The organism is Rhizobium sp. AG207R (assembly GCF_027109195.1).
GTDB classification, from domain to species: Bacteria; Pseudomonadota; Alphaproteobacteria; order Rhizobiales; family Rhizobiaceae; genus Rhizobium; species Rhizobium dioscoreae.
The window spans coordinates 476,741-488,525 of record NZ_JAEPVT010000003.1; the positions used below are offsets into that span (position 1 = coordinate 476,741).

Below are 11,785 nucleotides of genomic sequence, written 5' to 3' on the forward strand. Positions count from 1 at the left end.
CGAAACAGGCGGAATTGCGTCGTGATGCAGTCGAACGTGGCATGTATACTAGCGGCAGCGAAGTCGTACGGGATTTGTCCGTAAAATAGCAGCAACGCGGGGGTGATATCCAGAAAACGGGCGGCTTTTGGGCCGAAGGCAAGGCCCGTGGTCCAGCAACGCCGGTTGATTTTGATGAGGTGCTTGAGGGCACCGGGATAATATTTCTTGATGGCGACTATTCTGGATCCGGCGGCCCACGCATTCGATTGAAGGCGAATGACTCGGGCAGAGCATCGTAGATGCCGGAAGTTGGCGTTATGCGAGTTAATCCTGCATCCAAATCTCGCTCATGAAAACGCCCACTCCAGACTCTTGCGGCTTATGCCCCCATTCGTCATGCCGTCTTTGAGGTGAACCCACATCGGGTCGGTTGCAAAGCTCTCTAGAGCACCGCACGCCTCTTCCAGCGACAGTGCGCGATATCTCTCAAGCACGACGGAGATATCGCCTTTGTGCGACGACTCAAGCTCCGAGAACGGCTCGGTGTCTGCCAAGAGCACTCGATGTCCCCACATGCCCGGTTTGGTGTCCGCTGCTATCGTTGAAAGCAGATCTGAATCTGAATTGTTGGCTTCGAGAGCCTGACACAGCACATATCGCATAAGGGGATAGTAAACCGTATGCCGACTTCCGCCGAGGACGCGAACCCCTGGCAATATAGCCGTAACGATAAACATCAGGAAAAGATTTGGAATGATCTTTCGAGCATGCAGCGCGTCAATCAGATCGGCAGCAGAGAACCTTAAAACGAAGCTTTCCGCCCCCCTCGCCTCGAGCTGGGAACTCACAAGACGCAACGGGATAAGGCGACCACTTTCGTTACCCCAAAATAGGTCCGTTGAGTTCTTAAACCATCCACGCCATGGACCTTCGGAGAGCGCCTCCGTAAAGCGGATGAGATTTTGGGCAAAATTCCCATCATTGAACAGGCGACGAGCCAGCCACGATGATCCGTCCTTCAGGTGCTCGGCCACCAGGTCCGCCACGTCCTCGTCATCGATTTGAAGGAAATCAATGACCGGATCAAAAAATTGGCTCCACAAACACCTATTGGCGCGCTTGATCGCAAGAGCTCCCGAAGGAAAGCTCTCTTGCGGTAGTATGGATAGAAGTCGCGCGGCGATGTCGCCGGCGGCTGCAGATCGATCGACGTTCTTCAATGCAAAACGGTAGGCGCCGTTTCGCGCAAGAATACTATAGGGGATCATTTGGCTTCGGCTTAGTCCGAACACATTGACAGCGTCGCCATCAAGCTTCAGCCAGCCGGGGCCCTTCCGGCCCCTTTCGACGAATTTGACCGTAGAGACAGCATACGAGATGTAGGAAGACCGATGATGCGCCTTGAGGCCCGCCAGACTGAACAAATGTGTGTAATAGGCATCCGGCTCGATCAGCAGGTGCAAGTGTGGCCCCGTTTGCAGGACTGGGGCCTTTGCCATCCCCGCTGCCATTGCATAGGCGCGATCCTCGGACATCCCAGTCGCAAGTGCCGTGCGACGGATACATTGCTGCAGGAGCAACATCGCATGGTCCCTAGCGCCGCAATGGCCCTCGTAAGGCTGTGCGTCGAATGCAGCGTGAGCATAATCCTGCAGGCTTCGCTGCCTGAAATCCGCAATCCATGGAAACAGAGTGCAGATCAGTTCCAGGACATCGCCTTTGGAAAGCAGAGAGTCATTGACGTCGGACGACTCGATCATTGTGGCGGCCTCAGATGAGAAAAGAATTTGCCTCTCACGAGGTTGATGACATAGCTAAAGGCAACACAGGCAATCATGCCGCTTCCAAAGACAAGGAATGTTATCGAGGACGGGATCGCGTTTCCAATCATCGCAAGAGCGGCATAAAGCGCCAGGCTAAATCCCATGCACGCAACGTGAACTCTTCCCTTCACGAGCCCCAATTTTGCACTTGGTATTCGCCGCTGTATCTCAACATCGATGAGCACTCGCGTGAGATTGTAGCCGGAACCAAGAACCGCCATTAACACAACGGCACCTTCCAAGTTCCGCATCAGATGGAAACCGGCCAGCGCCGCGCCTGACAGCATGACTATTATCGGGATTGCACGGCCATCCGCATGGTTGAACGCCTTTAGCATCAATATCGACATGCTAGCGACGGCACCTACAGCCCAGCACGCTTCCAGTCTGCCGAAGTCGGTTGAACTTCCACCGAGTTCCTGCCGCACGAACATCGAGGCGAGAGCGCTGATCAACATGCCCATTGCATAGATCAGAATATAGCTGACGATAAGGGTCAGCGGCACGCGGCCTAAACGCTCGGACGCAGCTGTCTGCCGAGGTATAGACGAGCGATGGACATGATCAGCAGCAGAGCCAGAAACGTGAACCGCGATACGACCCATGCTTAGACATGAAACGGCGAATGTCCCTGCCGAAAGCAAGAAGCATAGCTGTTGCGGCGCGATATCCAGGAGCCAACCGGTGGCTATTGCCGCAAGCATATTGCCGACCTGTATTCCAATATATACCAGTGAGTTGAAGGAAACCAGGCGTCTCGGCCGCGCAATCGATGGGATGATTGCCGAGGAGGCAAGCAGATAAATCCTATCCGCAACCGCATATGGGATGACCGAGCTGTAAAGCACGTAAGCAGGCTTGCCGGGAAAGAGGAGAGCAGCAGACACTGACAGCAGAATGAATATCCTTGCCGTATCGCTTATTATGCAGAGACACCGGCGATCGAAGCGATCGGCGAGGCGTCCCGCTGTGGCGCTCACCAGAAACTCGGCGATGCTCCCGAGAGCGAGAAACAGGGCTATAGAACCGGCTAATTCACCGGAAGCCGCAAGCACCCACACCGCTCCCACGTAATAGGCATTGCGACCTACCGCTGCGAAAGACGTGCTGAGCAGATAAAAACGGCGGGCCGAACGCAGGGGGCGGTGCCCTAAAATAAGACTTGGTTCAGTCTGTTCGGTTCGGTGCATCTATCGTTGCCAAAGGTTCTACTACGGACAGGGATCACATCAGCCCGACGGCACTGCATGTCCCAACGCCCAAGCTAAATCATGGCTCGAAATCGAACTTTCGAAATCCTGCTACAATCTGATCGGCAATCCACGGCTAGGATCATTTCCCCCAGGCAAGCCTATATTGTCGCGGAGCAATACCCATTTCACGTCGGAATGCCGTCGAGAAGTGGCTGGGATTGGAGTAGCCGCACATGTAAGCGACTTCGGTAATCGACGCGTTAGAGAACCGAAGCAACTCTCCCGCACGTTCCAGTCGTCTTCGAATTATATAAGTATGTGGCGGTAATCCCGTCGACAGTCGAAACGCTCTCGACATGTGATGGTCACTGAGATCGGCTTCCCGTGCGAGATCAGCGATACTCACGGGACGCTCAAGTGAGGCCTCAATCATTTCAATCAATCGCTTGAGCACCATGGGCGCAAGCCCACCCTTTATAAGCTGACGCTTATTGCCGACACGACGCAAGAGCTCCACGAAAATCGTCGTGATCTGGCTCTCTACCGAAACAATGCCCATAGGATCCTGTCGGCTTATCTCCGATCGGATGCGCCGAGCCGCAAGTTCAACCGCTGAATCCCGAAACCCAAGAGCCGGTACAAGCCTGTCGAGGTTCGTCCCGGGCACATTCTCGAAGCGACGTGTGATGAAGCTCTTATCAACGCTAAGGAAAAGATATGAGGCCGTCGGATCGCCATTGTCCCAGCCCGTCCAGCTATGATCTACTGGAATGAAAGATACCGACCCAACTTGTCTTGGCGTAAACGCAACTTTGCGGCCATCCAGGTAATCCTCGCCCTCTCTCGCGATGCCGCCAATGTTCAACATGATCGTGTAATCACTCGCGACTACCTTTGTTTCCTGCCGTCCAACGCCGGTTCGCCGGATGAGGTCCGCGCGGACCGATCCCCAGACGGCATGCTGATGAGCAAATGTCAAATGCTCCGCGCGCTTGACTGAGTTCGGATCAAACGCTGCAGAACCAATCATCCATTATTCCTTTCGCCGGCTAAACGACCCACCTGACGCTTAAATCTGAGTGAGCCCACACCTGCTACTTATGGTCGGTTTCAATATTTTCCGCTGCGACGCAAAAATTTCATGTCAAGTTTTTGAAAGAACAGCAAGATTTCGAATGTAGACCAAGGATGCCTCTCGTAACTCTCTCCTGGCGTCGATCCTCATCTATTGCACCGCAAACAAAGCGCGGACCGTAATTGGGGGATATCCCAAAAAAGTGCCTCCAGCCCTTGGAATTTAGGCTGATCGCACCAGGGCATCGATGCGTGTCGACCCAACTGGAGCGAGGCAAGACATGCGGGACTTCTCCTCATTTCTTCAAGAATGCGAAGATGCTCCCCGGTTGAATGAACTCTCCAGTTTCTTCGCAGCCACCGCCGCCGGCCGGGCCGGAAAGCCAATAAGAGAGCCGCAGGTCGATAGGCGATTGCTGAAAGGTGACGACCTCCTCGATAGCTTTGTGAGTTTGCACGAGCGGCGGCGTGGTCCATTCGACCAGCATTATCATAGCAGCATTCCCTATCGGCTCGAGGAAGAATGCCGCCTTGGACACGCGATCCTGCAATACAGCCAAGGCATGTCTGAGCCGTTGCATCTTTATTCATTGGGCACCGCCGAAGGCACCATGGCGCGTACGATTTCGGAGCTGGCGGACGGCCGCGTCGAAAGTCTGTCTTGCAGTCCCAACGTTGAGAACCAGCGCAGCTTCCTTGCATATGGTGATCCGCCGCACGCAACATTCTTCGTTGGCCCTTTTCACCATTTGACCCCCGCGAAGTTTCATTCCTGCAAAAATCTGGCCAAGTTTGCGTCAGGGTTTGACGTCATCTTCGAGGACACTACATTTCAAATGTACTCCCCCAATCGGCGGGACCAAATAGGCTTCGTTTCTCAGCATCTGACGGATGACGGCCTTTTTGTCTTCGTTGAAAAATTCAGAAACGTCGACATCGAAGAATACAAGCGTCGTGAACGCCAGAAAGATCACGGTTTCAAGGCTCGCTTTTTCAGTCATACGGACATCATGGCGAAAGAGGCCGCAGTACTAACCGTCATGAATCAAAATGAGGTAACGCTTGACGGCATGGAAGCGGCCCTGACGCCCTATTTTAGTCACGCCTACATTACCTGGAATAGCGGGAATTTTTATTCACTGGTGGCAAGCAATAGTCTGCCAAACATCGAGAGATTCATCTCAAGCCTAATCGCGCCTGCCATTCCAAGCGAATATGTTTACGGACCTTTACCACGACCGCTTTTTGGCAGCATTTGCGGAGGCTCGATATCGTGAGCAATTCCGAATATAGCGGAGCCAATTGTCAAGAACGATTATCCCCATCGCTCTACCCAAGAACTGATACTTTCACGATGTACGAGCACGTTGCCGAAACTTATGTCCCCTTAGCCAACGCAAACCGCTCGCTTGACCAATTCTGCCGCACGATCAACGCATTATCTCATTCGGTGATCGAGAAGGGATCGGAAAGAGCATTCGCGTTCGAAGGGGGGCGCGCAATTATCAGACTGGTGGACAGCGGTCTGCTCTTTCGGGTCACAGCAGAAAACATACTCATATTTTTTGGGATACGAACGATACTTGAAGCCAGCCTGTCCAAAATCTCCCACTCCATACCAGAATGGACCCGCTGGTATCCGACTAAGAGTGCGTACTCGCCATCGCCAGATGCCTGAACGCTCGCCGGCTGACACTCCAAAACTGATGCGCGGCTCCACTATTGATGTTTTCCTCGGTATCTCGCGGCTTACATCGAAGTCTTCTCCCTTATGGAATTTCGCAGTGTCGATGTCACGGTACAGGGTATGCCGTTCTTCGCGTATTGCGCCCTTAATCGATCGGCCTGCGAAGGCCGATGCCACGCTCCGACGACGAGAACTGCGACAAAGGCGGGCCTGACGGAGACGAGATCTCCTGACGATCAACTCAATGCTATTTTCGACGGGATCGTCACACGACTTTGAGGAGGACGACGCCGTATCTGCTGAAACGCCTCGGCCAGCGTTTTGTGAAGCTGGAACGACGGCGCAGATTTTGATGTCAGGTGAAAGCAGGCATGGCGCCCGCCAGCGTTTCTGGTTGGGACCGTGGTTCTCCGGTCGGCTTTTAGGCAATGAACCGCGAGTTCCTGTCAGCCGGCCTGGTAGAGTTGGCGAGACAGTGCTGAAGGCGTTCCTTATGACGCGAAGACACTATTCCTGGAGGCGTTCCTTATGACGCGAAGACACTATTCCTGGAGGAGACGTCTCAATGGCGCTAAGGTACAGAGTGCATCCGAGCTTGATGCTCACCCTGGTGCCGATCGCAGTGACAACACTGACACTCTGTATCACTGGATGGCGGTGGCAGGATTTGGCGATCGGTATGCCACCACGGATCTCCTATTGGCTCCTGCGAACGGTTCCTCTTCCCAATCTCGTCCTCGGACCTATAGCCTCACTTCTGACGGTTTGGACATTGCCACTGCATCGCCGTCGGCCGATCGCTTTTACGAGCCTTCTTTGCTTTTTATGCGTGGCAGGCTTTTACGCTCTGCGGGAATATGCCCGTCTCGCTTCGTGGGTGGAGAATGGTGTCATCACATGGAACGAGGCTCTTACTTATCTCGACGCCTTTGCGGTTGCCGGGACCATTCTTGGATTTGGTATTGTCGCAATCTCCGCGCGCATCTCAATCGTGGTTTCCGATCCGATCAAGCGTGCCAAGCGCGGAGTTTTCGGCGATGCCGATTGGCTGTCCATGCCGGAAGTGGCTAAGCTCTTCCCCTCAGACGGAGAGATCGTTATCGGCGAGCGCTACCGCGTCGACCTTGATCGCGTGCATAAGCTGCCTTTTGATTCCAACAATCACGGGACTTGGGGGCAAGGTGGCAAGGCGCCCCTCATGACTTTCCATCAGAATTTTGATTCCACCCATATGTTGTTCTTCGCGGGCTCCGGTGGCTTCAAGACGACCAGCAACGTCATCCCGACGGCGCTACGCTATAGGGGGCCACTGATCTGTCTCGATCCATCGACTGAAGTCGCGCCGATGGTTCTCGAACATCGCGCCCATGCTCTCGGCCGCGAAGTCATGGTACTCGACCCAACCAATCCAGTCATGGGCTTCAACGTTCTTGATGGGATCGAGAGATCGATGCGTAAGGAAGAGGACATCGTTGGGATCGCCCATATGCTTTTGTCGGAAAGCCTACGCTTCGACACCTCGACAGGCTCCTATTTCCAGAACCAGGCGCACAATCTGCTAACTGGGCTTCTGGCTCATGTGATGCTATCACCCCACTATGCCGGCCGCCGTAACTTGCGTAGCCTGCGCCTGATCGTTTCCGAGCCGGAACCGTCTGTGCTCGCTATGCTGCGCGATATTCAGGAAAATTCCGCGTCCGCCTTTATCCGCGAAACGCTCGGTGTCTTCACCAACATGACAGAGCAGACCTTCTCCGGGGTATATTCGACCGCATCCAAGGATACTCAATGGCTGTCGCTCGACAATTATGCCGCATTGGTCTGCGGTAACGCATTCCAATCGAGCGACATCGCTTCCGGACGGAAGGATGTCTTCCTCAACATCCCTGCATCGATCCTGCGCTCCTATCCCGGCATTGGTCGAGTGATCACCGGCTCCCTGATCAATGCCATGATCGGAGCCGACGGCGACTTCCGCCACCGGGCGCTCTTCATGCTCGACGAGGTCGATCTGTTGGGCTACATGCGTATTCTTGAAGAAGCGCGCGACCGCGGACGTAAGTATGGCATCACACTGATGTTGATGTACCAATCCGTCGGCCAGCTCGAGCGTCATTTCGGAAAGGACGGAGCGACTTCCTGGATCGAAGGCTGCGCCTTCACGTCCTACGCCGCGATAAAGGCGCTCGATACAGCGCGCAATGTCTCCGCTCAATGCGGAGAGATGACCGTCGAGGTGGAGGGACGTTCACGCAATATCGGCTGGAGCAATTCCAATAGCAGTGCCCGTAAATCCGAAAGCATCAGTTTCCAGCGCCGGCCGCTGATCATGCCGCACGAAATCACCCAGTCGATGCGCAAGGACGAGCAGATCATCATTGTCCAGGGCCACAGTCCCATCCGCTGCGGACGAGCTATCTATTTCCGTCGCAAGGAGATGGATGAGGCGGCAAAGGTCAATCGTTTTGTGAAGTTCTAGCCTTTCGCGTTTTCCGCGAAGCTGGTAACGAAATCCGGGAGGCAGCGGTCATATAGCGTGCCTTGGCGTATATTTCTCTTGTTGGATTTGCTCGACAGGGTGACAGCATGCGGAAGCTGGTCCTCCACCCTCGAGCGTGTTTTCCGGTCCTCAAACACGCAGCGACTATCATTTTCCACGGCTTGCTCTATATCGGGTTTTTCCAGCACCTCCTAAACCGCCGTTCTTGTGGTCGTGAAAGAGGGCAAGACAACAAGCCAACCGGCGACGAGTTAAGTGATTCTGCGCGGGAATAAAATGCGGATCCTACATTTCTTCAAGACGTACTGGCCAGATACCTTCGGAGGCGTCGAGCGGACGATTCATGCGATTATCAGAGGCGCCGCCACAAAGGGTATAGAATCCGACGTCCTATCGCTGAGCAAAATTCCAACAGAAAACACAACCAGATTTCATGGGTATATGGCCTATAAATCCAAGCTCGATTTTGAGTTTGCATCAACCGGATTCTCGCGCGACGTCTTCGGAAAGTTTCGAGAGCTGTCAAATATGGCCGACATTGTTCACTACCATTTTCCTTGGCCACTGATGGACGTAGTTCACCTTGTTCATCCTCCCCATAAACCGACCGTTGTTACCTATCATTCGGATATCGTGAAGCAAAAGTTTCTACTGAAACTGTATAGGCCGTTGATGCACCGCTTCCTCGACAGCGTCGACATGATCGTCGCCACGTCGCCAAACTATCTCGCAACCAGCGATGTACTACAGCGTTTCAAAGCGAAGACGGTGGTCATCCCATTGGGGCTTGACGAAGCAGAATACCCCAAGGCGGAGGAAAACACTAAGGCGCGCTGGCGCGAGCGTTTTCCTCGGCCTTTCTTCCTTTTTGTCGGTGTTCTGCGCTACTACAAAGGCGTCCATATTCTCCTAGAGGCCGCAAAGATGACTGACTTAGATATAGTCATCGTGGGAGACGGCCCGATGGACCGCTCGTTGCAAAAATTTGCAAAGATCAACAATCTCGCGAACGTGACCTTTCTTGGCGCGTTGCCCGACATCGATAAGTCTGCCCTTTTCGAACTGTGTATCGGCTTCGTATTCCCTTCCCATTTGCGATCGGAGGCCTTTGGCCTTTCTCTAATCGAGGCTGCCATGTTCGGCAAACCCATGGTTTCCTGCGAGATCGGAACCGGAACAAGTTTCGTCAACATCGAAGGAAGTACGGGGGTCGTCATCCCCCCGAAAGACCCGGAAGCCTTGGCTACGGCAATGAAAGGCATCGCCAATGACCGCAATCGTGCAGCCAACCAAGGCAGCGCGGCACGGGCGCGCTACCAGGAAAATTTCACTGCAGAGCGCATGGCGAACGCTTATGCGGAGCTTTATCGGGACCTGTTGGCACGGCCATAGGCCTGTTCTTCGCAAAAATCCGTATGGCAACGCGTCCTTACGCAGTTCCGCTTTTCAATAAGTTGAGATATTCTCTCCCACAGTTTTGAGTGCTGTAGCGATTTATCGTCTGCTTGGCAGCTATGACAAACTGTTCGCGTTTTTCAGCGTTACTTGCGCAGTCTCTAAGGGCTTCCGCCGCCGAACCAATATCCGGCTCGAACCAAATTTGATCCTGATAAAATGGATAGTCCCCCAATAACACAGGAAGCGTTTCGCCGCTCACGAGCCAACTATTCGTGCTGTTCATAAAATCCATATTGCCAGAATATGCGGACGCCACGACCGGAATTCCTAGCGCCATAGCCTCTGCCATAAGACGTCCAAAGCCCTCCGCTCGATGCAGCGATAAGACCACGTCGCAACACTGCAGAAGTTCGTAATATTCAAGGCGATCAATGACGGTGTTACGGATGATAATGCGTCGATCCTGCGAGGCCTTGCGAATGCATTCGCGCCAAAGCGAATCGTCGTTCACATTCATTGCTTTGACAATCAGCCGCGCCTTGTGGTGGGTTTCACGAGGGAAAGCCGTTTGGAAAGCAAGGATAGCGCCCAAGGGATTTTTGCGGGATATAGAGGAAGCGCCATCGAAACTGGTAAAGACGACGAAGCTATCGTCTTCTAGACCAAAATTTGATCGCGAAACTCTGGGAAGCTCGGGCACCATTACGGGCAACGGCACTTTGATGACAGGCTTGTCCGTAGCGTCTCGAAATGCACGAGCTGAATGTTCTGAGTGGCACCAGATCTCGTCGACCAATTCCATTGCCATTCTGGCAGGCGGCGGAAATCGTTCTAGCTCCCATTGCCAGAAACCGATTTTTCGTCGAGCGGAAAACGCGCTAGGGCCGACCTTGTTTAACAGCGTTAAGGTATCGAAGGCCGGCATGACATAGATCATCACGTCACCGTCGAAAGTAGCAACATCCACTTCGACGGACGGTTCGTCGATCGCTTGGCGCGCCATAATCGTCCAAGGTGCATTGATGACAGTCGGCTTTATTCGCACTTCGTTTAATGATGCTCGAAGTAGCCGTATGTCCTCCCCCAGCCCGAACTCTCCCCTTGGATATCCAACGAGCGATACACCAGAAGTAGAATCATTGAGGACGGCACGTGTGGCGGCTTCTTCACGCACTTCCGGTAAAGTCTCAGCTGCGGGAACAATTGGAACCGAAATACCGGCGACAACCTCACGGGTATCAGTGAAATATTCAGCTTGACCGAGTGTGCTCCACCACTCCCAAAAGGCCGCACGGCCCTCGAGAGATTGGAGGTCGAACGTTGCACGAAGATCGGGCCGGTTACGGTAGACTAAGGCCATCAAAGGTGTCGGTTCACCCGCGACTTTGGAATAGCGCAAATAATTAAAGTGAATGCTGTCCACAAGTTGCCGGACCGATTCCGCGTTTGACGCTGTGATCTGCTTGAGCTGCACAAGAGACCTAAAGCGAACCAAATCGTAGTTGCTATCCTCAATGCCTAGCTCGGAGGGAAGGTTAGATAGCAAAGCAGAAAGTTGCTCCAACGCAATCCAATTGCCATTCTCGAAGTATTCATCTTGGCCATTTTCAAACCACCAGCCCCAAAAGTCTGCACGACCCTCCAGAGATTGGAGATCGAACGCCACGCGAAGATCGGGCCGATTACGATAGACTAAGGCCATCAAAGGTGTTGGTTCCCCATCGACTTCGGCATCGCGTAAATAACTGAAGTGAATACTGTCCAGAAGTTGCCGGACCGATTCCGCGTTTGACGCTGTGATCTGCTTGAGCTGCACAAGAGACCTAAAGCGAACCAAATCGTAGTTGCTATCCTCAATGCCTAGCTCGGAGGGAAGGTTAGATAGCAAAGCAGAAAGTTGCTCCAACGCAATCCAATTGCCATTCTCGAAGTATTCATCTTGGCCATTTTCAAACCACCAGCCCCAAAAGTCTGCACGACCCTCCAGAGATTGGAGATCGAACGCCACGCGAAGATCGGGCCGATTACGATAGACTAAGGCCATCAAAGGTGTTGGTTCCCCATCGACTTCGGCATCGCGTAAATAACTGAAGTGAATACTGTCCAGAAGTTGCCGGACCGATTCCTC

Annotated in this window: 8 protein-coding genes; 4 read left to right on the forward strand and 4 right to left on the reverse strand. The window is 53.5% G+C overall.

Annotated elements, in window-relative coordinates; all coding sequences use genetic code 11:
- Nucleotides 1–329 precede the first annotated feature (329 nt).
- The 3 genes from JJQ51_RS09765 to JJQ51_RS09775 all read right to left on the reverse strand — a co-directional run bounded on the left by JJQ51_RS09765 (nucleotide 330) and on the right by JJQ51_RS09775 (nucleotide 4,028).
- Entirely contained in the window at nucleotides 330–1,742 is a 1,413-nt protein-coding gene (locus JJQ51_RS09765) for a hypothetical protein (RefSeq protein WP_269244629.1), read from the reverse strand.
- On the reverse strand, nucleotides 1,739–2,995 hold the full coding sequence (locus JJQ51_RS09770) for an MFS transporter (RefSeq protein ID WP_269244630.1): 1,257 nt from the start codon (nucleotides 2,993–2,995) through the stop codon (nucleotides 1,739–1,741). The genes JJQ51_RS09765 and JJQ51_RS09770 overlap by 4 nt, the downstream gene beginning before the upstream one ends.
- 142 nt (nucleotides 2,996–3,137) lie before the next feature.
- Nucleotides 3,138–4,028, reverse strand: coding sequence for an AraC family transcriptional regulator (locus tag JJQ51_RS09775; RefSeq protein WP_269244631.1), 891 nt, complete (start codon nucleotides 4,026–4,028; stop codon nucleotides 3,138–3,140).
- A gap of 325 nt (nucleotides 4,029–4,353) precedes the next feature.
- Here JJQ51_RS09775 and JJQ51_RS09780 point away from each other — a divergent pair, with 325 nt between their 5' ends.
- From JJQ51_RS09780 to JJQ51_RS09795, 4 genes are all read left to right on the forward strand, one after another.
- Complete coding sequence (locus JJQ51_RS09780) at nucleotides 4,354–5,349, forward strand: class I SAM-dependent methyltransferase (RefSeq protein WP_269244632.1); 996 nt, start codon at nucleotides 4,354–4,356, stop codon at nucleotides 5,347–5,349.
- On the forward strand, nucleotides 5,346–5,750 hold the full coding sequence (gene rctB, locus JJQ51_RS09785) for an SMa0974 family conjugal transfer regulator (protein ID WP_269244633.1): 405 nt from the start codon (nucleotides 5,346–5,348) through the stop codon (nucleotides 5,748–5,750). The genes JJQ51_RS09780 and rctB overlap by 4 nt, the downstream gene beginning before the upstream one ends.
- A gap of 574 nt (nucleotides 5,751–6,324) precedes the next feature.
- Nucleotides 6,325–8,238 (forward strand): Ti-type conjugative transfer system protein TraG, encoded by a 1,914-nt coding sequence (gene traG, locus JJQ51_RS09790; protein ID WP_269244634.1) that lies wholly within the window; start codon nucleotides 6,325–6,327, stop codon nucleotides 8,236–8,238.
- 297 nt (nucleotides 8,239–8,535) lie between these two features.
- On the forward strand, nucleotides 8,536–9,651 hold the full coding sequence (locus JJQ51_RS09795; RefSeq protein ID WP_269244635.1) for a glycosyltransferase family 4 protein: 1,116 nt from the start codon (nucleotides 8,536–8,538) through the stop codon (nucleotides 9,649–9,651).
- A 37-nt stretch (nucleotides 9,652–9,688) separates the two neighbouring features.
- On the opposite strand, the gene JJQ51_RS09800 is transcribed toward JJQ51_RS09795, so the two are convergent.
- The coding region (locus JJQ51_RS09800) for a glycosyltransferase (protein ID WP_269244636.1) at nucleotides 9,689–11,785 on the reverse strand (2,097 nt) is incomplete at its 5' end.

Bases quoted from the DNA above. Each gene is read 5' to 3' on its own strand.
- JJQ51_RS09765 (WP_269244629.1), bottom strand. From the start codon at position 1,742: ATGATCGAGTCGTCCGACGTCAATGACTCTCTGCTTTCCAAAGGCGAT.
- JJQ51_RS09770 (WP_269244630.1), bottom strand. From the start codon at position 2,995: ATGCACCGAACCGAACAGACTGAACCAAGTCTTATTTTAGGGCACCGC.
- JJQ51_RS09775 (WP_269244631.1), bottom strand. From the start codon at position 4,028: ATGATTGGTTCTGCAGCGTTTGATCCGAACTCAGTCAAGCGCGCGGAG.
- JJQ51_RS09780 (WP_269244632.1), top strand. From the start codon at position 4,354: ATGCGGGACTTCTCCTCATTTCTTCAAGAATGCGAAGATGCTCCCCGG.
- traG (WP_269244634.1), top strand. From the start codon at position 6,325: ATGGCGCTAAGGTACAGAGTGCATCCGAGCTTGATGCTCACCCTGGTG.
- JJQ51_RS09795 (WP_269244635.1), top strand. From the start codon at position 8,536: ATGCGGATCCTACATTTCTTCAAGACGTACTGGCCAGATACCTTCGGA.